General features: G+C 46.3%; 22 protein-coding genes. 4 read left to right on the forward strand and 18 right to left on the reverse strand.

All coding sequences use genetic code 11. The features are described from left to right. Positions 1-96: 96 nt before the first annotated feature. The 8 genes from BN1360_RS22330 to BN1360_RS22365 form a co-directional block, all read right to left on the reverse strand. Complete coding sequence (locus BN1360_RS22330) at positions 97-1,044, reverse strand: ABC transporter ATP-binding protein (RefSeq protein ID WP_068782058.1); 948 nt, start codon at positions 1,042-1,044, stop codon at positions 97-99. Continuing rightward, positions 1,037-2,035 (reverse strand): ABC transporter ATP-binding protein, encoded by a 999-nt coding sequence (locus BN1360_RS22335; protein WP_068782059.1) that lies wholly within the window; start codon positions 2,033-2,035, stop codon positions 1,037-1,039. Before BN1360_RS22335 ends, BN1360_RS22330 begins: the two co-directional genes overlap by 8 nt. Before the next feature lie 11 nt (positions 2,036-2,046). After that, on the reverse strand, positions 2,047-2,973 hold the full coding sequence (locus BN1360_RS22340; protein ID WP_179013960.1) for an ABC transporter permease: 927 nt from the start codon (positions 2,971-2,973) through the stop codon (positions 2,047-2,049). 30 nt (positions 2,974-3,003) lie between these two features. After that, complete coding sequence (locus BN1360_RS22345) at positions 3,004-3,936, reverse strand: ABC transporter permease (RefSeq protein ID WP_068782061.1); 933 nt, start codon at positions 3,934-3,936, stop codon at positions 3,004-3,006. 211 nt (positions 3,937-4,147) lie between these two features. After that, positions 4,148-5,848 carry a peptide ABC transporter substrate-binding protein gene (locus tag BN1360_RS22350; RefSeq protein WP_068782062.1) on the reverse strand — a complete coding sequence of 567 codons (1,701 nt, stop codon included), beginning with the start codon at positions 5,846-5,848 and terminating at the stop codon, positions 4,148-4,150. 232 nt (positions 5,849-6,080) lie between these two features. Next, positions 6,081-6,464, reverse strand: coding sequence for a DUF3397 domain-containing protein (locus BN1360_RS22355; RefSeq protein WP_068782063.1), 384 nt, complete (start codon positions 6,462-6,464; stop codon positions 6,081-6,083). Between the two features lie 55 nt (positions 6,465-6,519). Beyond that, complete coding sequence (locus tag BN1360_RS22360) at positions 6,520-7,518, reverse strand: ketopantoate reductase family protein (RefSeq protein ID WP_068782064.1); 999 nt, start codon at positions 7,516-7,518, stop codon at positions 6,520-6,522. A gap of 137 nt (positions 7,519-7,655) precedes the next feature. Continuing rightward, positions 7,656-8,309 carry an RsfA family transcriptional regulator gene (locus BN1360_RS22365; protein ID WP_068782065.1) on the reverse strand — a complete coding sequence of 218 codons (654 nt, stop codon included), beginning with the start codon at positions 8,307-8,309 and terminating at the stop codon, positions 7,656-7,658. A gap of 344 nt (positions 8,310-8,653) precedes the next feature. Between BN1360_RS22365 and BN1360_RS22370 the strand changes: the two genes are divergently transcribed. Continuing rightward, positions 8,654-8,890, forward strand: coding sequence for a DUF2626 family protein (locus tag BN1360_RS22370; protein ID WP_068782066.1), 237 nt, complete (start codon positions 8,654-8,656; stop codon positions 8,888-8,890). Positions 8,891-9,117: 227 nt separating this feature from the next. Then, a complete protein-coding gene (locus BN1360_RS22375; RefSeq protein WP_229521076.1) occupies positions 9,118-10,224 on the forward strand; it encodes a coiled-coil domain-containing protein in 1,107 nt (368 codons plus the stop codon). Positions 10,225-10,236: 12 nt separating this feature from the next. Here the strand turns inward: BN1360_RS22375 and BN1360_RS22380 are convergent, their stop codons facing one another. Further along, complete coding sequence (locus BN1360_RS22380; protein ID WP_068782067.1) at positions 10,237-11,502, reverse strand: extracellular solute-binding protein; 1,266 nt, start codon at positions 11,500-11,502, stop codon at positions 10,237-10,239. 185 nt (positions 11,503-11,687) lie between these two features. After that, positions 11,688-13,019, reverse strand: a complete 1,332-nt coding sequence (locus BN1360_RS22385; RefSeq protein WP_068782525.1) for a PhoH family protein — start codon at positions 13,017-13,019, stop codon at positions 11,688-11,690. Positions 13,020-13,332: 313 nt separating this feature from the next. On the opposite strand from BN1360_RS22385, the gene BN1360_RS22390 reads away from it, so the two are divergent. Next, positions 13,333-14,022 carry a YhcN/YlaJ family sporulation lipoprotein gene (locus tag BN1360_RS22390; RefSeq protein ID WP_069188402.1) on the forward strand — a complete coding sequence of 230 codons (690 nt, stop codon included), beginning with the start codon at positions 13,333-13,335 and terminating at the stop codon, positions 14,020-14,022. 39 nt (positions 14,023-14,061) lie between these two features. Here the strand turns inward: BN1360_RS22390 and BN1360_RS22395 are convergent, their stop codons facing one another. The 6 genes from BN1360_RS22395 to BN1360_RS22420 all read right to left on the reverse strand — a co-directional run bounded on the left by BN1360_RS22395 (position 14,062) and on the right by BN1360_RS22420 (position 19,526). Next, the gene (locus BN1360_RS22395) at positions 14,062-14,514 is read right to left on the reverse strand and encodes a pyridoxamine 5'-phosphate oxidase family protein (RefSeq protein WP_068782068.1); all 453 of its coding nucleotides are present in this window, start codon (positions 14,512-14,514) and stop codon (positions 14,062-14,064) included. A gap of 143 nt (positions 14,515-14,657) precedes the next feature. Continuing rightward, positions 14,658-15,731 carry an LCP family protein gene (locus BN1360_RS22400; protein WP_068782069.1) on the reverse strand — a complete coding sequence of 358 codons (1,074 nt, stop codon included), beginning with the start codon at positions 15,729-15,731 and terminating at the stop codon, positions 14,658-14,660. 98 nt (positions 15,732-15,829) lie between these two features. Beyond that, a complete protein-coding gene (locus BN1360_RS22405) occupies positions 15,830-16,138 on the reverse strand; it encodes a YlaH-like family protein (RefSeq protein ID WP_068782070.1) in 309 nt (102 codons plus the stop codon). Positions 16,139-16,182: 44 nt separating this feature from the next. Further along, the gene (gene typA / locus BN1360_RS22410; protein ID WP_068782071.1) at positions 16,183-18,024 is read right to left on the reverse strand and encodes a translational GTPase TypA; all 1,842 of its coding nucleotides are present in this window, start codon (positions 18,022-18,024) and stop codon (positions 16,183-16,185) included. 209 nt (positions 18,025-18,233) lie between these two features. Further along, the gene (locus BN1360_RS22415; RefSeq protein WP_068782072.1) at positions 18,234-18,728 is read right to left on the reverse strand and encodes a hypothetical protein; all 495 of its coding nucleotides are present in this window, start codon (positions 18,726-18,728) and stop codon (positions 18,234-18,236) included. Positions 18,729-18,866: 138 nt separating this feature from the next. Further along, on the reverse strand, positions 18,867-19,526 hold the full coding sequence (locus BN1360_RS22420; RefSeq protein WP_068782073.1) for a TerC family protein: 660 nt from the start codon (positions 19,524-19,526) through the stop codon (positions 18,867-18,869). A 128-nt stretch (positions 19,527-19,654) separates the two neighbouring features. Between BN1360_RS22420 and BN1360_RS22425 the strand changes: the two genes are divergently transcribed. Then, positions 19,655-20,353: a TerC family protein gene (locus BN1360_RS22425; protein ID WP_068782074.1), complete on the forward strand. Its 699-nt coding sequence runs from the start codon at positions 19,655-19,657 to the stop codon at positions 20,351-20,353. Between the two features lie 154 nt (positions 20,354-20,507). Here the strand turns inward: BN1360_RS22425 and thiI are convergent, their stop codons facing one another. Both thiI and BN1360_RS22435 read right to left on the reverse strand, forming a co-directional pair. Then, positions 20,508-21,743 carry a tRNA uracil 4-sulfurtransferase ThiI gene (gene thiI, locus BN1360_RS22430; protein WP_068782526.1) on the reverse strand — a complete coding sequence of 412 codons (1,236 nt, stop codon included), beginning with the start codon at positions 21,741-21,743 and terminating at the stop codon, positions 20,508-20,510. A gap of 5 nt (positions 21,744-21,748) precedes the next feature. Further along, a complete protein-coding gene (locus BN1360_RS22435) occupies positions 21,749-22,897 on the reverse strand; it encodes a cysteine desulfurase family protein (RefSeq protein ID WP_068782075.1) in 1,149 nt (382 codons plus the stop codon). Positions 22,898-22,922: the final 25 nt, after the last annotated feature.

Consider the following 22,922-nt stretch of genomic DNA (forward strand, 5'->3'; position numbering starts at 1 on the left):
TATGCTATCGATAAAGTGCATCCTTCAACCTAAAATAAAACTCCCACCTACGTCATATCAGGTGAGAGTTTCATTCCATTCATGATTGCTGTTCGATTAACCCTTGTTCGGCATGGAAACAAAATGGCCTTTCGAAACTTCCACAAGCTCGGAGTTCTCCAGATCATACATTCCACCACCGCCGGAGGCCCCATTAGCAGATTGAATCGGGCCATTATCGCCGTCTTCATGGATAATCCGCTTCTTATTCGCTTCAACCTCAGGGTCCGGAATCGGAATAGCCGATAAGAGCATCTTCGTATAAGGATGGATCGGATTGGCATACAATTCTTCACTTTCTGCCAACTCTACAATCCGGCCAAGATACATTACGGCAACCCGATCACTAATATGCTTAACCATAGATAAGTCATGGGCAATGAATAGATAAGTAAGTCCGAGACGATTCTGCAGATCTTCCAGCAGGTTAACGACCTGAGCCTGGATCGATACGTCAAGCGCTGAGATCGGCTCGTCACAAATAATAAACTTCGGATTTACCGCCAGTGCACGGGCGATCCCGATCCGCTGACGTTGACCACCGGAGAACTCATGCGGGTAACGGGTAGCATGGTCCGGGTTAAGCCCAACCATATCAAGCAATTCCTCAACCCGTTTCTTCCGCTCTTGACGCGATCCGGCCATGTTGTGAATATCGAGTGCTTCACCGATAATGTCCGTTACTGTAAAGCGCGGGTTCAACGATGCATACGGATCCTGGAAGATCATCTGCATATCGCGGCGCATCGCCTTCATTTTACCTGGGGAAAGTGTATTGATATCAACACCGTTGAATTTCACACTTCCTCCGGTTGGTTCATACAGACGCAAAATCGTACGTCCTGCTGTCGATTTACCACAGCCTGATTCACCAACGAGCCCGAGGGTTTCCCCCTCAGCAATAGAAAAGCTGATATCGTTAACGGCTTTGAGAACATTTCCTCCACCGACATGGAAGTACTTCTTAAGCCCTTCTACTTCAATCAGGGTTTTGCCCTTACTCATTCGAATGCACCTCCTTGGCCATTGGATGCAGATCCCAGCACCGTGCATGGTGCGTATCGCTAAATATTGTTGATTCCGGATCGATACGCTCACAAATCTTCATGGCCTTATCGCAGCGCGCCGCGAAAGGACAACCGATCGGAGGCTTAATCAAATCCGGCGGCGTACCGATAATTGGAATCAGCGGCTCGCCTTTCTTCTGATCAAGACGCGGCATCGATCTAAGCAAGCCTTTGGTATAAGGATGCTGCGGGTTTTTGAAAATCTCCCATTTCGTTCCCGTCTCTACTACTTCACCAGCATACATTACAATAACACGATCGCACATTCCGGCAACGACACCAAGATCGTGCGTAATCAGAATGATCGATGTGCCAAGACGCTGCTGCATTTCCTTCATGACATCCATAATCTGTGCCTGAATAGTAACGTCGAGCGCAGTGGTCGGTTCGTCGGCAATCAACAGGGACGGACGACAAGCCAAAGCGATGGCGATCATCGCACGTTGGCGCATACCGCCGGAAAATTCATGAGGATATTGATTAAAACGGGCTTCGGCATTTTTAATGCCGACCAGCTTAAGCATTTCTACCGCGCGCTTCTTCGCCTCACCCGCTGACATTTTCTGATGTTTAATGAGTACTTCAGTAATTTGCTTACCTATGCGAATCGTAGGATTTAAGGAGGTCATCGGGTCTTGGAATATCATGCCAATATCTTTACCACGAATAGCTTCCATTTGATGATTACTTTTCTTCAATATATCTTGTCCTTGGAACAAGATTTCACCTTGCTTAATAATTGACGGAGGGGACGGAATCAGGCGCATGATCGTTTGGGCCGTTACGCTCTTACCACTTCCGGATTCACCGACAATCGCAACCGTTTCCCCTTTACCCACTTCAAAGTTCATACCGCGAACAGCTTTTACTTCGCCGCCCTTAACCGAGAAGGAGACATGCAAATCTTTGACTTGTAAAATCGGCTCCATCATTCCACCTCCTAGTTTTTCAGATTTGGATCCAGCGCATCGCGAAGTCCATCGCCAAGAATGTTAAACGACAGCATGATCAAGCTGATCAGAACCGCCGGGAACAACATGCGCCAAGGATAATACAACCAACCGGTCAATGCGTCGTTAATCATCGAACCCAGCGATGCAACCGGCGCTTGAACGCCGAGGCCAAGGAAGCTCAAGAATGCTTCCGCAAAGATCGCATTCGGTACAGACAAAGTAACTGTAACGATGATTGGACCGAGTGCATTCGGCAACAAGTGACGGAACAACAAGCGTCCCGATCCCGCACCCATCGAACGCGATGCAAGCACAAATTCACGATTTTTAAGCTGCATAATCTCGCCACGAACAATCCAGGACATATTAATCCAGCCGGTAATCGTCAATGCGATAATAATCGTAACCAAACTTGGCTCCATAACAACCAGCAACAGAATCGTTACGAGCAAGTAGGGAATTGCATATAAAATTTCAGAGAACTTGTTCATGATTGTGTCGACACGTCCGCCGAAGAAGCCCATAATTCCGCCATAAACAACCCCAATACAAAGGTCAATCAGAGCAGCAACTAAACCTACAGTCAACGAGATACGCGCTCCGTACCATGTACGCACGAACATATCCCGACCGAAGTCGTCCGTACCAAACCAGTGTTCTGCGTTCGGTTTCAAATTCGTATTTAACAGATCATTTGAATAATAGTTAAATTTAGACATCCATGGACCGATAATAGACATAATTGCGACGGCAATCAGAACAAACAATGCCGTCATAGCCAATTTATTTGAAAGCAGTCTGAGCCAAGCGTCCTTCAATGCGGAAATGCTCTCCCGCTGAATGACTTCGGCCTGCTTCTCATCCGTACCAATTCTTGCAAAGTCCTTTGCAGTCAGGTCTGCCGGTGCCGGCATCACTTTGATTTGTTGATTAGCATCCAAGGATTAGCCCTCCTTCCTAGCATTAAGCTTGATTCGCGGATCGATAAGTCCGTAAGCAATATCAGTAATCAACCGAGCAATCATCAATAATGCTCCATAGAAGATCGTGATCCCCATGATCATCGGATAGTCGCGAACTGTAATCGCTTGTACGAATTGTTTACCGATACCACCAATACCGAAGAGCTGCTCGATAACTACCGAACCAGTAACGATATTCGCGGTCATTGGCCCCATGTAGGTAACAACCGGCATAATCCCGTTGCGAACCACATGGCGGAACAAAATAGCAAACCAACTTAAGCCTTTAGCCTTAGCAGTCTTGATGTAGTCCGCATGCAGGACTTCTAGCATACTCGACCTCGTCAGACGGGCTATAAAGGCTATAGGCTGCGCTGAAAGTGCTGCTACAGGTAAGACATAATACATCGGCCCTTTGAATCCCATCGTAGGGAGCCAATGCAACTTGGAAGCAAACACATATTGCAACAATGAAGCAAGCACGAAGCTTGGAACTGCAATTCCGAGAACCGCTAGCACCATCGTCACATTATCTATAATTTTCCGGTGATAGAGAGCTGCCAGTAATCCGAGCAACACCCCGATAATGACGGATACAATGATCGCGACAAGCCCCAGCTTAAGTGAAGCGGAGAAAGTTTGTCCAATGATATCCGATACCTCTTGGTTAATCTTCTTCATTGAAATCCCCAAATCACCTTGAACGATATCTCCAAGATACTTAGTGTACTGCTGGAAAACGGGTTTGTCCAAACCATATTGTTCCATGAGACGCTGTCTGATCTCCTCTGGAACTTTCTTTTCCGACATGAAAGGATCACCCGGTATTGCTTTCATAAGAAAGAAGGTGGCGGAGATTAAGATGAACAGCGAAACCAATGTGTAGAATAGTTTGTTAGCAATGTAGCGCACCATACCCGTTAACACCTCCTCTTATAATTTTCGACAAAAAACGATATAAATCGATTTTAGGGCAAACCTTTTCATTTGTCTATTCGATAAATTTGCATATGACCACATAACTTGGAAGAAAGATGCAAAAAAAAGGGGATATATATGGAATACCACATATATATCCCAAACTTGCTATTTAATTATTCGTCATTTGTGTATTTTTACCGACAAATTATTCTTCAGTCAGGTATGCACGAGTGTAGTCTACCGCACCGCTGTAGTCAACAACTACGCCTTTAAGGTTTGGTTTCTCAAGCGCTACGTTAGTGTAGTAGTAGATCGGCATATAAGCCATGTCATCTTTAATGAAGATTTCTTCCGCTTTTGCGAAGTACTCATCACGCTTCTTCAAGTCAGATTCAGATCTAGCATCTTTCAACAGTTGGTCATACTCAGGATTGGAGTAGCCCAAGTCGTTGTTACCTGCGCCAGTCATCCACAAATCCATAAATGTCATCGGATCGTTAAAGTCAGCAGACCAGCCGCTGCGAGCGATTTGATAGTCAAGGTTTTGACGATTCTTCAGGAATACGCCCCACTCTTGGTTTTGAATCTTAACGTCTACGCCAAGATTTTTCTTCCACATGTCAGCAATTGCAGTAGCGACTTTCTTGTGTCCTTCACCGTTGTTGTGGATTAAAGTGATATCAGGCAGCTTAGTATAGCCTTCTTCCTTCATTCCTTCTTCCAGCAGCTTCTTAGCTTCATCAACGTTTTCTTGGAAGTACTCTTTATCGCTATGTTCAGTACGGAATTCACCTTCAGCGCCCAAAATACCTTCTGGTACAGCGCCATAAGCAGGAATTTGTCCGCCCATTGTAATCTTGTCTACAATCGCTTGGCGATCGATAGCCATCGAGAATGCTTTACGAATCTTAGCGTTTTGGAATGGTTCAGCTTTGGAGTTAAATTGATAGTAGTAGGTACCAGCGATACCTTTTACTTTATATTCATCAGGCAATTCTTTTTGTACGATTGGAATTTGGTCGGATGGGATTTCACCGTTAGGTGCGCCCGCACGATCAAGCTCGCCATTACGGTAGGATTCGAGTTCAGTAGCACCGCTCTCTACCAAAGACATAGAAATTTTGTTCAATTTAATGCTGTCTTTATCCCAATATTGATCGTTCTTTGTCACTTCAAGAGATTGACCGGTTGTCCAATTAGTCAACGTGTAAGGTCCGTTAACGATCATTTTGCTAGGATCAGTTGCCCATTTTGCATCATCCTTAACGGATTGATGAACTGGGTATAACGTATAGAATGAAGTCAAACCGAGGAAATATGGAGTTGGGTTAACCAATTCCACTTCAAGAGTATAGTCATCAGAAGCCTTTACACCAACTTCGTTGAAATCCTTAATAGTACCATTGTTGAACTCTTCAGCATTCTTGATATAGTACAATTGGTAAGCATAAGGTGCAGCTGGTTGTGTGTCAGGGCTTAGCACGCGTTCCCAAGCAAATACGAAATCTTTTGCTGTTACAGGATCGCCATTGCTCCATTTAGCATCTTTGCGAAGATGGAAAGTGTATTTCGTTCCGTCAACATCCCAAGATTCGGCAGCGCCCGGAACTTCTTTACCGTCAGCATCCAGACGTACAAGGCCTTCATACATCATTTTAAGCACTGTGTTCGCTTGACTGTCTTGGGCCTGTGCTGGGTCAAATGTTGGAGGTTCTGCGCTCAAGTTGATTCTCAATGTTTGATCCGCAGCCAACTTTACGTCACCTTCATTAGCAGCATTGTTTGCTGCATTGTTGCCGCCGTTTGAAGCACCGTTCTTGCTCTCGTTCGATCCGCAAGCAGATAATAGCGTACCGACCGCAAGAACGAGTGTCAAAAGAAGCAATAAACTTTTACTCTTCTTCATCCTTGCTGTGTCCCCCTTAAGTATGTTTGTGGTATATGTTTTAAGATTATACAACCAGCGGTCAAAAAAATCCAATATAAATTTTCTGAAATAGAACACTAGTTAATAAAAATGAAACATTTAATTAACAAAATAGTCAGATATACAATATTGACATTTTGAGCTCATTACGCTAATTATTTGCGATTTTTTTTCAATATGTATTGCCCGTTCTCTTCTCACTTAGCTTGAACTAAATGGCAGAAATATATGTAAAAAAGCTAATGAGAAACAAAATAATGTAGACGATCCCTGCCCCGGCGAAAGCGAGGCGCCATACGGCGCGCAGCATCCTGCCCACATCGACTTTCCCCTTCAATCTGTTCTGGGCTCCGCCGATTAAACCCACGACAATCAAGAGAATAAGCAGTATTAAATAGAAGCCAAACTGGGAATGAAATACGTTATTAAACAGGATGGAGACAGACAAAATAAGGAAAAACGTTGTCACATCCATGGCCAGCAGCAATGAAGCTCTCTTTTCCTTTTTCAAGAAAATACTAATTAAATAGACCAGAAAAAATGGAATTATTGGCAATACCGTAAATATAAAAACCGGCGTTAATAGTACATCCAAGGCAGACCCTCCTTATAAACTGTAATTTTCAGACCTAAAACTAATTTTTATGTCCTTATTCGTCTGTGGCTTCGAGTCCCCTCACCAAACGCCATACCATTTCTTGTCCTGGAGCGGGTATATTGGCAGCCTGGGCCAACTTCACCAGCCGTCCATTTATAGAGTCAATCTCGGTCGGCGCTCCCTTAAGCACATCGCTTAACATCGATGAGGTATTCCCGGCTGTCGAGCGGCAGACAGATACAATCTGTTCATACATATTAGAAGGAATAGGGATTTGATGCGCTGCATAGATTCGCATTCCTTCCTCACATAACTGCCGAAGCATCACTTGGCGTGATTCCGTATTCAGCAGCTCTCCGTTTGGGATTCGCCAAATCGCAGTTAACGGATTAATCACCGCGTTTATAAGCAGTTTCCTATAAATTTCCCTATCGATGTCTTTCGACAAAAAGGCTTCAAATCCTGCCGATTCAAGCATTTTAAGCAAATCTTCTTCCTTGTTCTGCTCCTTCCTCTCATCTAATGAATCATCGTTATATCGAAGAAATTCGCCGGGTTGCGGGATACCAATCTGCGTAGCACCAGCGCCTGAACGAATAACGGAACGGGCGTCGCTGCGCTTTGCTCCTTCTGTCGTTACAGCTACATAGATATTCCTGTCCTGGAAGGCGCTTCGGAACATCTCGACATGACCAATCCCGTTCTGGAAGCAGACGATCCCCGTCTCCGGGCCGGCAAGCCGTCCAACGGCTTCAAGCAAGCTATGGTCGACACTGCGCTGCTTCGTCGTGATGAATATCCAATCAGGCTTTTCTCCTTCACTGATATCCCCTGAACCTCCGACTATATCATCTACCGGATGAGCCAAAATCATAGATGAAGCAATGCTCACAGGAACGGAATGCGGTTCCTCAACTTGAATTCCTTCTCCTGCCAACAATCGCGCCTGTTCCAACGTTCTCGTCCAGAAGCGAACCCGCACTCCCCGAGCGGCCAGCTTGCCGCCAAATAACAGTCCAAGAGCCCCCGCTCCAATGATGTCTACGTTCATCCGAACAACCATCCTTCCTTAACCATCTACTATTTTTATACCAGACCTGCCCCTATAAATACAAAGTACAATCCACTTCACCACAAGAAAATCCCGCCACAATTGCGACGGGACCCTCGTTAATTCTATTGATTCTGCTATTCAATTCGCTCTAAATTGCCGTTAGCATCCATCTTGAATCTTGTCTTGCTCTCGTCTTCCTCTTCATTAAGAAAAGCAAGCCTTCTGGCCCGATCCATAATTTGAATCAAAGCTTTATAGTCATCATTTACGACGCGGTAATCACTCTGAACCTCGTTCACCTGCGAGAACAAGCGTTTATTCTCCTCGCGCAGATTATGCAGCTCCTCATCCTTCATACGCAATTCTTTTTCCAACATCTTCACGTGACGATTGCTGTCTTGAACCGTATTTTTCCACCCGCGCAAAAAGCGGATGACTGCATCAATCGAGATCGTCTCTTCGGTAACGCCGTCATTTTTGTAGATTCCCTCATCCAGCTCAACCGAGGTTAATGAGGCTACAGCCGGGCTTCCTGTCAGTGATCCCTGTTTCTTCATATAGTTTCTTTTTTGCCGTTGTGCTTTTGCAATTCCTATCGCTGCCTCATATCTTTTTCGTACACAACTGTTCCATCGGAAACCGCAAGCAGCCGCGGTTCTGCCGATCTTCTCCCCTACTTCTTCAAAGGCAGTCAGTTGGGTACTGCCCTCACGAATATGGCGCAAAGTCACTTCAGCCAGAATTAAATCATCTTCCGCACTCCACGCATCTTGTCTCACTGCTGTCATGCAATATAAACCTCCTAACGACATCCTAAATATACCGTCTCCAGCCTATACCCCGGCAGGCGAATGGGTGAAATAACTTCTTACTCCATTTCTATGCCTCTCATAGAGTTCATAGAATCTATTTGGTATTAAAATGTATTTCCATTTTCAACCTTGTCCATACATATCTTTGCAAAATACAAGCTATCACCAGTGCGCTCCATGGTTACAACAATAATAAAAATCACATTTTATCAGGAATCCCATTCTTTTTAGTGACTTTCCGTTTACACTTGATAAGGTTACGGGTATAATAAATTGTAGAATTTGGATGAAGCGTATACATAGGAAAGGGGGATTCACGCTTGGCACGCATGTTCCGCGTCCTCGGCTTTTTCACACTCTCCATCGGACTTATGGCTTTTGCCGGGAACCTCATTGAAATGGCTTTGTTATTTTTTATGCAGACCGCATTCTTCATGCTGTTTGGCTATTTGAAATTCACAGAGAAAACTTATATCTTGTTGTTCTGGGGATATATGATTGTGGCTTTCACAGGATTCAGCTATTGGACGGTTTTCCAAATGGGGCTGCCGTTATAGTCTCCGACTTGCTTCTTCATTACAACAAAGAAGACGATTCGATAAACTCGGATCGTCTTCTTTGTTGTTCATATATTATAATCTATGCCGGTTCATTTCCTGATTTGCTTCATAATCACAAGCCGACTTTTTGAACAACCTCATATATTTGCGGTGCTTGTATCATATACATCCTAGGTATAGGGGTGCTGCCCTCATAACATGATTCAGCGAAGGAGGGGGATGCATTGAAGCTGAAGAATCGCTTGCACAGAGCCATTGCTGCGCTATGTATCTCAATCACTCTTGCAACCATTCCTCTGCTGCAGGGCGCTGCTTATGCCGCTCCCATCTCGGAGGAAGACCAGAAGATTATGGAACAAAGCCTGTCCATCGTGGAGATCGATCGGGATATCAGTAAAATTACGCTGCAGCAGCAAGACGCCGAACGAGAAGCTGCCGAGTTGACGAAGCAGATCGCCGATAAAAGCAGCCAAATCGAAAGCAGCCGCGAACGTGCCGGTAAAGTAATCGCCGCCTACTATATGGGAGAGCGAGAAACTCTGCTCACCGCGCTGTTATCCGTTAACAGCTTAAGCGATTTTTTTACAATATGGGATTACTACCAGCTCATTTCAGAACGGAACCAGGATATCCTTCATACATATCAGCAAGAATACATCGCTCTTAGAAAAGCAAGGGAAAGTCTGGATCAAACTAGCCGGGAATTGGAGAGTATAAAGCAGCGGTTGCTGCGACAACGGCAACGATTGGTCGCACTTCAGCAAAGTGTGGAAAGTTCCATAAGCTCCAGCGCTGATCCCGAAAAGCTGCGACAAATGATTCAGGAATTAACAAGCTATTGGCAGAATGTCGGACTGCATGAAGTAAGGCGTTATTTCAAGGCCCTGTCACAGGCGATGGCTAATTTTTCAGACTATTTGAAAGATTACGGAGACAGCCTCACTTCAATTAAAGGAGGTTATATACTTGCTATTCGAGAGAAAGAAATCAATCAATTTCTTAGAAATAAAAATAAGCTGCTAGGCGATATGACGTTCCGGTTCACGGAGCAGCGCATGATCGTACAAGGCAGCAAAGAGGGACTTGAATTATCGGTGGAAGGACATTATACGATAGAAAATCATCCGCAAAACGCCCTGGTTTTTCATATTGATAAGCTTGTATTTAATGGGTTTGAGCTGCCGGACACTACAAGAAGCGAGTTGGAAGATGAATTCGATCTTGGCTTTTATCCGCAGCAGCTCGTTCCCTTTATTGAAGCGACAGATGTCTCGATCAGCGAAAACGAACTTATGATTACACTCAAACTATCGTTAAAATCACGCAATTAATGCGGTTCGGTCCTAGGGATTCAGCGCATCCAATTGCTTCACATACTGTTTGGCAGAGATTTCACTATGGAGGAAAGACCATGAGTCCTTCTGCAGTTGCTGCATCAGCTCGGGAAGCTTGGCCGTTGCCGGCTGGGTGATTCCCTGTCCCTTCACGAAGGAAGCCGTTATCCAATCCGGTAATCCAGATCTCACCGCCTGATAGTATAAGGTTTTGAGCGCAGGCAAATGACCTGTTTTCTCATGCCATTGACGCTGCTGGATTTGCGAGGTCATTGCGGAAATCCATAGCCCTGCTGCATCCCGATTCGCAGACCGGGCTGTTACCACGAAACTTCTGCCAGCGATCCACATTTTATTGCCTGATTCCGTAGGCTCTGGAAAAAAGAGCTTTTTCCCTCGATAAGGATACTTCCTCGCTTCCGTAGAAGGAATAAGCATAATCAATGCACCTTGGCGATTACTGCCAATCCATTGATCATTGCTCTCATCATCACTGATATTTATCATATAAGGCTGGAGCTGCTCCAAGAGTGGAACCGCTTCGGTCAAGCCCTTCTTATTAAAAAACGTCTCGGCCGATTCCTGCTTGCCTTGACCTTTGGCGCCCAGTTGCCATAACAATGACATGACCGCATAAGGATCATTATAATCCAGCCCCAGCAAATAAGCCGGAGAATTAAATTCATTCCAGGCTTCAATCAGCGCTTGCCATTCCTCCGCTGTCGAAGGGAAGGGATGGCCGATTTCTTTTAACCGTTCAGCATCATATACCCAGACATAAGGATCGGCATCAAGCGGCACGCCCCAGACGTAGCCGTTCCACTCATCCTGCGCCAAGGAAGCGCTTAACACTTCGCCAGTCAAAGAGCCGGAATAATAGCTTTCCGTCGGGAGCAGAAACCCGCCTGCCGCATATCGGCGAACCCAGACATTGTCCAACAAGACGACGTCGGGAGATACACCAAGCTCGAACTGCTGCTGCAAGGAACCATAATTCTCTTCTACTGGTACATTGACCAGTTCAACTTCAGTGGAATGCTCCTTCTTAAATGCATCGTTCATCGCCTTTAGTTCATTGAATTCTGACTCCGGCAGACGTACTGCCACTTTAATCCGACCGTTGTCTTTAACCTTCTCCTGACTTGGAGGTATTACCGGCTCTGTTGTTCTGTCTTGATCCTTGGGACCTACCATCGTAGACTTCTCGGTCGGTGACAAGTTAATCAAGGCGAGCAGCAGGAGTGCAAAAAGTACCCAATGGTTTCTTCGCTTCATACCCGTTCTTCCCCTCCAACGTTTCAACCATCAAAACATAGGAATCCAATTTAATCAATCAACTAATCTCTATTGTATCAAACTCTCTAGTACCTTGTCCCTAAATTCTCATAATAAAAAACACCGGAGTTATCCGGTGTAAATTAATGGTTATTTAATCTGTTTTCTTTAAGATTAACCGGCTCCTACAATAGATCCGCCGCCAACTGGGCCAGCTTGGAACGCTCCCCTTTCTCCAGCATGATATGCCCGCTTAGAGCTTGCTCTCTAAAATGTTCAACCAGATAGGTGAGACCGTTGCTGGCCGAATCCAGATAAGGATGATCGATCTGTTCCGGATCGCCGACGAGGATAATCTTGCTGCCTTCGCCAACTCTTGAGACGATCGTCTTCACTTCATGCTGCGACAGATTCTGTGCTTCGTCAATAATAATAAACTGCCCGGGAATAGAGCGTCCGCGGATATACGTAAGCGCCTCAACCTGGATACTTCCGAGTCCCATCAGAATCTTATCGATATCTCCGGATTTCTTTGTATTGAACAGATATTCCAAGTTATCATAAATCGGCTGCATCCAGGGCCGGAGCTTCTCTTCCTTCTCCCCAGGCAAATAGCCGATATCTTTTCCCATCGGAACAACGGGACGAGCGATCAGCAGCTTCTTGTACTTGTGCTCATCTTCCACCTTCAATAACCCAGCTGCCAGCGCTAGCAATGTCTTTCCCGTTCCCGCCTTGCCTGTAATGGTGACCAGTGGAATATCATCATTCAGCAGCAATTCGAGAGCCATTCTCTGCTGTGCGTTACGTGCGCTGATTCCCCATACAGGATCATTGCTGAGATACAAAGGCTCAAGTCGGCTGGCATCCTCATTCACTTTGAGAAGCGCTGACTTTCCCCTTCCCATCTCATCCTTCATGATAATAAATTCATGCGGATATAGAGAATAGGATAATCCCAGCGATTTTACAGGCAATGAACGGAAGGTATAAAACTCATCGATGACGGAGGGGTGGACCTGTATGGACAAATAACCCGGGTACATTTCACTTGGATCCACGGTTCGGCCGGTAAGATAGTCCTCTGCAATCAAGCCGAGAACGTCGGCCTTAATTCTCACCAGCACATCCTTACTGACGATAATGACCGGGCTTGGCTCCGGCTTCTCCGCTTCTTCCAGATGATAGTTGAGAGCGACCGCCAAAATGCGGTTATCGTTGCTGATCTCACCAAACATCTCTTGTACTTTGGCAAAGCTGCGGTGATTCATCTCCACTTTAATGACGCCGCCATGTTCTAACACGACCCCATCATGTAAATGTCCCTGCTCCCGCAGGCCATCGAGCAGCCTGGATACTCCGCGTGCATTTCGTCCGATCTCATCCGCATTGCGTTTCTTCGAATCGATTTCCTCCAGCACGACCGCCGGAATCACAACTACATGCTCTTCAAAGGCAAAGATAGCGTTCGGATCATGCAGCAAAACATTCGTATCCAATACAAAGATCTTTTTCACGGATATCCCCTCCACCGCAGTCTTTACAGCTTCAAATTCGTATTGTGGTTCAAAAAGTCCACTTTGATCACGATGTATATCATAAAGCATCTCGGCATCGAATCTTGAATTCACCCGGGTCCTCCGGTGCTCACGTACCAACTACGTACGCTCCGCTCCTCATGCCCTAGCTTCATCCAACCTTCTCGGTGCTGAAAAGTGAACTTTTTGAACTCTTATTTGATACATATTTTTTATTGTCCGGGAAATGTTATAGATACCAAGCTGGAATCCTATCTGGCAAGAGATCATTTCCGAAAGGACGGATCAAATCATGCGAATTTGGCTGTGTTTATTATTAACGGCCTCACTGCTAACTAGCTGCCAAACAGCATCTAAAAAGGCATCACCCTCTCAACAGACTCCAGCGGAAAAGACCACCCGGACGCAAAATGTTAAGGGACAGGGTCCCAAGGGTCTAAGCAATAAAACAGGTAATAACACAGGCAATACAACGGGCAAGTCAGCGCAGAAGCAAAACACAAACGCCACAGCAACTGGCAAGAATGATCAAAAAAGTCGACAAGCCCATTTGGAATCGCTAGCCAAAAAGGTTCCCGGTGTCAAAGGCGCCCACTGTGTCATCATGGGTAAGACAGCTGTCGTTGGTATCGATGTTGACGGAAATCTCGAACGCGCCCGCGTCGGCGGAATCAAGTACACGGTTGCCGAAGCTTTGCGTAAAGATCCACAGGGTACCGGAGCCATCGTCACGGCCGATATGGACCTCAGCCATCGCATCTCTGAAATTGGCAAGAAGGTTTCCGCAGGTCATCCCATCTCCGGCTTTGCGACAGAAATGGCCGATATTATTGGACGAATAGTTCCGCAAATGTCAAGCGATACCCATCCGCGTACCAAGAGTGTTCCATCCAAGCAAGGCCATCATCAACCCGCAAAACAAGAAAAAAGCAAGGTAAAGTCGAAAAATCACACTTCCGGTACCTCTGGCAGTAAATACTAGGTCGTCCCAGATGAAAAAAAGCCCGGCGAATTAAATTCGCTAGGCTTTTTTCATTGCAGCAAATACTTGATTGTCCAATTTCTCCATAGCACGCTGATCGTACACCTTGCTGTAGGTCGGTGTTGACGCAAGCTGAGCGCCATAGAACAAAGCGTTCCGTACCGCGTCGATCTTCATGTCGAAACAGCACATTTTGAAAGGAACCCCCTCAAGAAGGTCCTGCGCTACATCGGCAACACCATTAATCGCATAAATGGTCTCCGTGCCAAACACAGTTACTGTAATCCTTGGATGAGTCTTCACATTGTTGACAAGCCTTGATCTGTGGTCCACCGCAAAACGGAGGGTGGAGGGATTCAATGCATAAATCCAGGAGATCGCACTTGAAGTCGGCCCTCCCGTCTCCACATCCACTGTACTGAGCAGAACGAACATTTCGGACTGGAATGCATTGAATAATGGCTCGGATAATTGTGTAACGAGTTCGGACATTAACGCCAGCCCCCCCTGATCATACTTAAAGTACGTTTCAACAAGTCCGGTTTTCAGCACCGAGAAGGAAGCCGGGGACTAAGAAGACTAATCCCCACTATCTATTTGTATTATACCATGACACAAAACTTGCCTTCAATCGATCACTTGCCCGACTGATTCTCCTGCCCCTCAGATTGCGGCTTCGTTCCGGCAAGCTCGTCCTTTAAGGCCTGCTTCGCCTTATTCAACTCACTGTCATTAATGTAGACATAAGGGCTCTTCCATTCACCCGTCACGGGCATAAATGTTACATTCTCCTTGGAAATGCTCCAGTAAGCGGCAATGATGTTTTTAATCTGCTCTGCTTCCAGGTCCGTCGTCATATTATCGCCTATTGATTCAATCGCTTTCCCTGCACCGATGACGCCATTTAAAGACTTGGTTTGATCAATCAGAGCATGAAGCACTTCATTTTGCCGCTGATTGCGCTCAAAATCATTCGAAGGTTTCGTCTTCGGTTTGCAGTTCGATTTCCGATAACGAACGTAATCCAGCGCCTTGTCACCGTTCAGATGCTGGGCCCCCTGCTGCAGATTGATATTGGTGCCATCCGCATTGTCCACATAGCACATATTGGCATCGACATTTACATCAACACCGCCCAAAGCATCAACGACATCACGAAAGCCCTGAAAATTAAGCACAGTTGTATAATCCAACGGAAGATCCATATACTTGCTAAGCATCGTCTTCATTTCTTCCTTGGCCGATATGCCTGACTTCTTCTCCGCAACCAGAAATTTGGGGTAGAACGAATTAAGCTTGTTCGTCCTGTAACCCTTCATTTGGAACCTAGTATCACGAGGTAATGACACAATGGTAGCCGATTTTGTCTTCGGATTCATGGCAATCACCATTATAACATCGCTGAGATGAGTTCCGGTCTCTGGACGATAATCCGTACCCAACAACAGCATGGCAATGGATTTGACTTTGGCGGAATTCTCCGCAGCCACTTTGCCTGAAGTCCCTGTCTTGTTGATCGTATCATTAAGAGTGAGCATCAAATAACCTGCATACCCACCCGCTCCAAGCACCGCGACAATAAGAATCGTCAATATTACCTTATTAAAGGTTTTGCCACCAGATTTCTTTTTGGGCTTCTTTGATCCTTTGGCGGAAGAACGCTTGGAACGATCATCCCGAGGTGGCAGACCTTTGTTGTAAGAACTCATAGAATCAAAACCTTTTCATCTGGATTATGTTGTCACATAGAGTATACGAATGAGAAGGCAATAAAGTTTCCACGTAAATTTCACACAACTAACGTATACTACTCGCTCTGCTCACCAGCCGCAGGTATCGATTTCTGTTTTTTATTGCGTCTTCCTTCAACAAAATAACGAATTCGCACCATCAGCATCAGTACGACAGCGACGAGCAGACATTGAATAATCGGCAGCTTGTCGATCTGAAAAATGAGCAGGAGGAACGAGCCGATTGCCATTAAAAGATATAAAATGATCTCCTTCAGAAGCGGCAGCTTCTGCTGGCTACGAAACACCTTGTTGTATACAAAGATGATAAGCACATAAATCAAAATATACGAAATGACCGGGTTTTGCGCGAACCAAGCCTGCAAGGCCAGCCCCTCCTTCGCTTCACATCAAAATGAATATATTCCCATTATAGATTAGCTTCGGACATTTTGCGATGTTTTTCAGCTCTTTCACGTTCGCCTTTGTTCAGAATCTTCTTGCGAAGACGAATCGATTTCGGCGTAACTTCACAATATTCATCATCATTCAAATATTCCAGCGCTTGCTCCAGTGAGAATAAACGAGGTGTTTTCATTTTTACAGTCTCGTCCTTCGTCGCCGAGCGGACGTTCGTTAATTGCTTCTCTCTGCAAATGTTGACAACGATATCGTTATCACGGTTATGCTCCCCGACGATCATACCTTCGTAGATTTCAGCTCCCGGCTCAACAAACAGGATGCCACGGTCCTCAATCCCCAGGATACCGTACATTGTCGATACACCATTCTCGCTGGATACAAGCACTCCTTCATGACGTCCGCCAACTTGACCGCCAACGAATGGGCCATAGCTGTCATAGGCATGGTTCATCACGCCATAACCGCGGGTCAAAGTCATGAAATTCGTGGTATACCCAATCAGGCCGCGGGCCGGGATCAAGAATTCCAGACGAACTTGACCGTTGCCGCTATTGATCATGTTCACCATTTCAGCTTTACGGGAGCCCAGGCTTTCCATAACCGCACCCATGCTCTCCTCAGGAACATCAATCATAAGACGTTCGATCGGCTCCATTTTGACGCCGTCGATGACCTTAACGATGACCTCTGGCTTCGATACTTGCAGTTCATAGCCTTCTCTGCGCATATTTTCGATCAGAATGCCAAGGTGCAGTTCACCGCGTCCGGAGACGATAAAAGCATCAGGGCTATCCGTTTCGTCCACACGAAGCGATACATCAGTCTCTAATTCCTTGAACAGACGCTCACGAAGCTTGCGAGAAGTAACCCACTTGCCTTCACGTCCGGCGAATGGACTATTGTTAACCAGGAAAGTCATTTGCAGTGTAGGTTCATCAATTTTGAGCACTGGCAGTGCCTCAGGCTGGTTCGGATCTGCAATCGTCTCGCCGATATTGATGTCTTTGATACCGGCAATCGCAACGATATCCCCTGCTCCAGCTTCATCGATTTCCACACGGCGCAAGCCTTGGAAGCCAAACAATTTCTCGATCCGTGCTATCTTCTTGCTGCCATCGCGCATCATTACCGCTACGGATTGGCCTTGGCGAATAATCCCGCGGTTTACACGGCCGATCGCAATGCGTCCGAGATATTCATTATAGTCCATCAGTGTTACAAGATATTGCAAAGGTTCGTCCACTTTTTCGGTTGGGGCTGGGATATGATCAATGATCGTCTCATAAAGAGCAAGCATGTTATCATCTTGGTGCTTAGGGTCCAAACTGGATGTGCCGTTAAGAGCAGATGCATATACAACGGGGAATTCCAGCTGCTCATCAGTTGCCTCAAGCTCGATGAACAGGTCCAATACCTCATCGATGACTTCGGCCGGACGGGCTGCCGGGCGGTCGATTTTATTTACTACAACAATTGGAGTCAGATTATGCTCAAGCGCTTTGCGAAGCACAAATTTCGTTTGCGGCATACATCCTTCATAAGCGTCAACGACAAGCAGAACACCATCAACCATCTTCATGATCCGTTCTACTTCTCCGCCGAAGTCAGCATGCCCTGGGGTGTCCACGATATTGATCAAATAATCCTTATACGTAATGGCTGTATTCTTGGCCAAAATCGTAATCCCGCGTTCCCGTTCAATATCATTGGAGTCCATCGCGCGTTCCTGTACTGACTCATGTTCTCTAAAAATACCGGACTGCTGCAGCAGTTTATCTACAAGCGTCGTCTTACCGTGGTCTACGTGAGCAATAATCGCAATGTTGCGAATGTTATTTCTTTCATGCATAGTTTTTCTCCATATCCTTTCGTTTCTGTATCTGATTAAATTGTCCATTCAGATCATAATGTGTGACTCATCATGACAGGCAGACAACCAATTCCTGGAACCAAGCTGAAAACAGAACCACAAAACAAGCGTCGGGCAAATAAGACCGACGCTTGACCATCCCTTATATTATACGCAAAAGGCTCAAAAAATCAAGAACTATCCTTACTTTACCACCCGCGACGGTTTTTTCCGCGCATAAGGATCAGGACGATACCTGCGATGATCAGTATGATCGCCAACAGATAGACAATGGACCAGGTAAACAGCGTCCAGCCCAGCAGAACTACCGACAAGATACCAACGATCAGAGCTGCAGCCAATACCCCTTGCTGTCGCTGAGGTGAGATATACCCATATTCGAACAATCCGACAGCAATACCAAGCAGGAAAGCCGGCCAGGTATGCTTCAACGTCTGCCAGCCGCCAAAGTTGCCGATGAAGAAAATGATGCTGTATACTACCAAAATCCCGCCAGGTACAAGCAGCTCTACAGGACCTTTCCTCCAAAAATACCACATATGCAGCAGGATGCCCGGTATCAGGAGAAGTAGAGGCCAGAGCGCCTTGCCCAGAAAACTAAATACACCCAGCTTTCCTAGCAGGATGACGATTCCGGCGGATAGAATCAGAATACCAGTCGTCAGCTTGTTGTTATCGGACATTAGATCACACACCTTCCAGATGACAATGAGGGACATGCCGCAGCAAAGTACGACACCTCTTTATCTCAAGTTTATATGAATTCGGCATAAAAAACCACTCTTCACAATTTCAAGAGTGGCTCCAGCCCGTCTTCTATATTATTGGCGGTGTGCTTTTAATTTGAATAACAAGCCGGACATTATGACCAGCCCTGCCAGCAATATCGGCAATATGCCCGTGAGGCCGGGTATAAGAGCCTTGAGAAGTGTTCCGAACTTCGGATCATGAATGAGCATTCCGCCGGCAGTATATCCTAAGATGCCAGCTCCCAAATAAATTAGGACCGGCAATTTATGAAGCAGCACTGAGATGGCACTGCTGCCCCAGACGACAATGGGAATGCTAATCGCGATACCGATGACTAATATAGCCAAATCCCCATTGGCCAGTGCCGCGATCGCAAGCACATTATCCAGGCTCATTACAAAATCTGCGATCAGAATCGTCTGAATCGCTTTCCAGATAGTAGCAGAACTGCCCGAACGGTCGGATTCCTCATGCGGCATTAGTAATTTAAAGGCAATTCCAATAAGCAAAATCGCACCGATGGCCTGGATAAATGGGATTTTCAATAATACTACAGCGACCCACGTCATAATACAGCGCAGCAACACTGCACCCAAGGCCCCCCACCAAATGGCCTGTTTTCGTTGTTTTTTGGGCAAATCTCTGCTGGCCATCGCTATGACAACTGCATTGTCGCCGCTGAGGACAAGATTAATAATTAATATTTCTGACAATAAAATGATCTGTTCCACGGCTCACCCCTCCCTTACAACTTGTATGAGAAAAAGAGCCAAGCTATGCCTGTTTCAAAAATCCGCTTTACAAATGAATCCTTTCAATGAATTAATACGTATATACATCTTTAGAGGAAGTGACCATTGTGGAATGGATAAGCGCATCATTTTTTCTCTCGCTAATCAACATCGTATTCATCGATTTAATTCTTGCCGGTGATAATGCGATTGTCATTGGCATGGCAGCCAGAAGGCTGCCTCATAACGTGCAGAAAAAGGCCATCATCTATGGAACCGGCGGTGCCTTGGTCCTGCGTATTATCGCGACGCTGCTTGTCGTATGGCTGCTGAGAATCCCTTGGCTGCTGGCTATCGGAGGGGTTTTGCTGCTCTTTATCGCCTATAAGGTACTGACGGATGACGGCTCTCATGACTCCATTGAAGCCAAGGACTCATTGTGGGCGGCGGTACGCACCATTATTATTGCCGACGCAGCTATGGGCCTGGATAATGTGATCGCCGTGGCAGGCGCAGCCGGTCAGCATATGATCCTCGTCGTCATCGGACTGCTGATTAGCGTTCCGATCGTGGTCTGGGGAAGCACGCTCTTTATCAAGCTCTTAGACCGTTTTCCCTGGATCGTATATTTAGGAGCCGGCGTGCTCGCCTATACAGCTGCCAAAATGATCACAGAGGAGCCTCATTTTCTTCCCTTCTTCGAGGACAAGCCCATCTTACGTTACCTGCTGATTGCCATCGCAATTATCGTTATCCTGTACGGAGGATATCGTAAGAAATCTGCAGCATCCAAGAACAGAAGGCAAACCCCGAGAGAACAAATGTAATCCAACAAGAAACGGAATCCTGATCCGCATATTAGCGGCTGGATTCCGTTTTTTTATTCGTCTTTAGATGGTTATCAATTAATAAATTAATGAGCGTTCAAATTGACCCCGATCAGGTTCTCTTATCAATAGCAGGCTTCTTGAACTTCCCCTCTTAGAACCACTGCTCTTGGACAACTTCCGGCTCGTCCTTTTGATTCTTTCGAATAATGACATGAGGCTTAACGATGACTGACTCCGTATTCTCTACAGCCGCTTCGATCATCTGATCAAGCTCGGTTAACTCCTTCTCGATATGCTCAACAATCCGCAGATTCGGATTTGTTGCCGGTGATTTGGGAACGAATAGAGTACAGCAATCCTCATAAGGCAAAATCGATATATCATAAGTACCAATCTTCTTCGCCATGGAAATAATATCTTCTTTGTCCATCATAACAAGCGGTCGCAGCAGGGGAAGGTCTGTCACCTTGCCGATGACATTCATGCTGGCCAGCGTCTGGCTTGCCACTTGGCCGAGGCTGTCGCCCGTAACCAAGGCCAGTGCCCCGTTCTTCTCCGCAAGCTTCGTAGCAATGCGCAGCATAGATCTTCTCATCAGCGTGATAATCAGGTTGTCCTGCCCAGTCTTGGCCAAGGAGGTCTGAATATCTGTGAACGGAACGAGATGGACCTTGATTCTTTCGGAAAAGCCGGACAGCACCTGCGCTAATTCAATGACCTTCTCCTCCGCCTTCTTGCTCGTGTAAGGATAGCTGTGGAAATGTACACATTCGATTTCCAGGCCACGGCGCATAGCCGAGTAACCGGCTACCGGGCTATCGATTCCGCCGGAGAGCAGCATCATTGCCTTCCCGTTCGTTCCGAGCGGGAAGCCGCCAGCTGCGGGAATCACTTCACAGAACAGGTAAGTTACGCGCTCACGAACTTCCACTCTCAATTCCAGATCCGGGTTATGAACATCTACCTTCAAATGTGGACACGCGCTGAGTACAGGACCGCCCACCAAATGATTCAGTTCTTGTGAAGAATGTGGGAAACCCTTAAAGACGCGGCGTCCATGCACCTTAAAGGTGTTATACTTGTCCGCCGGAATTGATTTTATAAAATCGACGGCAATCCTCACAATATCTTCCAGCTTGGAAGGCGATACCTTTACCGGGCTGATCGAGGTCAGACCAAAAATATTTTTTAATGAGGATATTACCGGATCAGCAGCTTGGCCATTTAATCTGACATAGATCCTTCCATATTCATGAATCGCTTCCGTTCCCGGAAAGGCGCGAAGTAATGCTTTTACATGAGACAGAGCCGCCTTCTCAAATCTTGAGCGGTTCTTCCCCTTGACCGTAATCTCCCCGAACCGGAGCAATAGCATTTCATAATCCAAATTCATTAGCCTCTCCCCTTCAAATCTTCCTGACGTGTTACCGCGCTTTGCAGGGCAACCAGAAATTGTTCTATATCCTGTTCCGTATGTTCCGCACCTAGACTTACACGAATGCCTGAGGACGCCTCTTCAATACTTTTGCCCATAGCTAAAAGGATACGGCTTGGCTCCGCCTTCTTCGAAGAGCAGGCCGAACGTGTCGATACAAGAAATCCATCTTCCTCCAGCATGTGCAGCATAGCCTCTGCCTTCATCCCGGGACAAGAGAAATGAATGATATGCGGTGCCCCATCAGACGGTGAATTTAGCACCAATTTCGGGATGGCCGCAATTCCATCGATCAGAATCTTTCTAAGATGCCGCAAACGCTCCGAAACCTGAGCTTGTTCCTCTTTGGCTAATCTCAGCGCTTTGGCCATCCCCACGATATAAGGGATATTCTCTGTGCCGGCCCTTCTTCCGCCCTCCTGGCTCCCCCCGGCAAGCAAAGGCTGGAGCTTAATTCCTTCGCGGACATAGAGCAGGCCGATTCCTTTGGGGCCTCTAAATTTATGCGCTGACAAACTGTACATATCAATGCCTGAAGCTTGAAGCGACAAAGGCAGTCTCCCAAATCCTTGTACGCCATCCACATGGAATAAGACACGCGGATGCTGCTTCTTCAGCTGCTTGCCGATTTCCTCCACCGGATTAATGCTTCCCGTCTCGTTATTGACATGCATTATTGAGACGAGCACCGTATCATCCTGAACAGCGGTGCACACCTGCTCCGCTGTTACAGTCCCTTCATGGCCGACCGGCAGATAGGTTACATCCCAACCAAGGCCTTCAAGCTGCTTGCAGCATTCATATACAGAGGGATGCTCAATGGCTGTTGTTATAAGATGCTTGCCCCGATTCATAAATTGCAGGGCGGCACCCTTTATGGCCGCATTATTGCTCTCTGAAGCACCCGACGTAATGATAATTTCCGACGGCTTCACCTGAAGCGCTCCAGCACAAACCTCACGGGCCTTTTTAAGCAATTGTTCGCTCTGCTCCCCTAAAATATGCAATGACGAGGGATTCCCATAATGCAGGTTTATGACCTCAGCAATCGTACGAGCAACCTCGGGATGAGGCGGAGTCGTAGCCGCGTAATCCATATATTTCATGATTTCACCCAGTTTCTTTAGAGGT

It is taken from the genome of Paenibacillus sp. GM2 (genome assembly GCF_900069005.2).
Classification (GTDB): Bacteria; Bacillota; Bacilli; order Paenibacillales; family Paenibacillaceae; genus Fontibacillus.

Excerpts from the sequence above, each read along its gene's own strand:
- BN1360_RS22330 (WP_068782058.1), bottom strand. The coding sequence starts at position 1,044 with ATGAGTAAGGGCAAAACCCTGATTGAAGTAGAAGGGCTTAAGAAGTAC.
- BN1360_RS22335 (WP_068782059.1), bottom strand. The coding sequence starts at position 2,035 with ATGGAGCCGATTTTACAAGTCAAAGATTTGCATGTCTCCTTCTCGGTT.
- BN1360_RS22340 (WP_179013960.1), bottom strand. The coding sequence starts at position 2,973 with ATGCCGGCACCGGCAGACCTGACTGCAAAGGACTTTGCAAGAATTGGT.
- BN1360_RS22345 (WP_068782061.1), bottom strand. The coding sequence starts at position 3,936 with ATGGTGCGCTACATTGCTAACAAACTATTCTACACATTGGTTTCGCTG.
- BN1360_RS22350 (WP_068782062.1), bottom strand. The coding sequence starts at position 5,848 with ATGAAGAAGAGTAAAAGTTTATTGCTTCTTTTGACACTCGTTCTTGCG.
- BN1360_RS22360 (WP_068782064.1), bottom strand. The coding sequence starts at position 7,518 with ATGAACGTAGACATCATTGGAGCGGGGGCTCTTGGACTGTTATTTGGC.
- BN1360_RS22365 (WP_068782065.1), bottom strand. The coding sequence starts at position 8,309 with ATGACAGCAGTGAGACAAGATGCGTGGAGTGCGGAAGATGATTTAATT.
- BN1360_RS22380 (WP_068782067.1), bottom strand. The coding sequence starts at position 11,502 with ATGAAGCGAAGAAACCATTGGGTACTTTTTGCACTCCTGCTGCTCGCC.
- BN1360_RS22390 (WP_069188402.1), top strand. The coding sequence starts at position 13,333 with ATGCGAATTTGGCTGTGTTTATTATTAACGGCCTCACTGCTAACTAGC.
- BN1360_RS22395 (WP_068782068.1), bottom strand. The coding sequence starts at position 14,514 with ATGTCCGAACTCGTTACACAATTATCCGAGCCATTATTCAATGCATTC.
- BN1360_RS22400 (WP_068782069.1), bottom strand. The coding sequence starts at position 15,731 with ATGAGTTCTTACAACAAAGGTCTGCCACCTCGGGATGATCGTTCCAAG.
- typA (WP_068782071.1), bottom strand. The coding sequence starts at position 18,024 with ATGCATGAAAGAAATAACATTCGCAACATTGCGATTATTGCTCACGTA.
- BN1360_RS22415 (WP_068782072.1), bottom strand. The coding sequence starts at position 18,728 with ATGTCCGATAACAACAAGCTGACGACTGGTATTCTGATTCTATCCGCC.
- BN1360_RS22435 (WP_068782075.1), bottom strand. The coding sequence starts at position 22,897 with ATGAAATATATGGATTACGCGGCTACGACTCCGCCTCATCCCGAGGTT.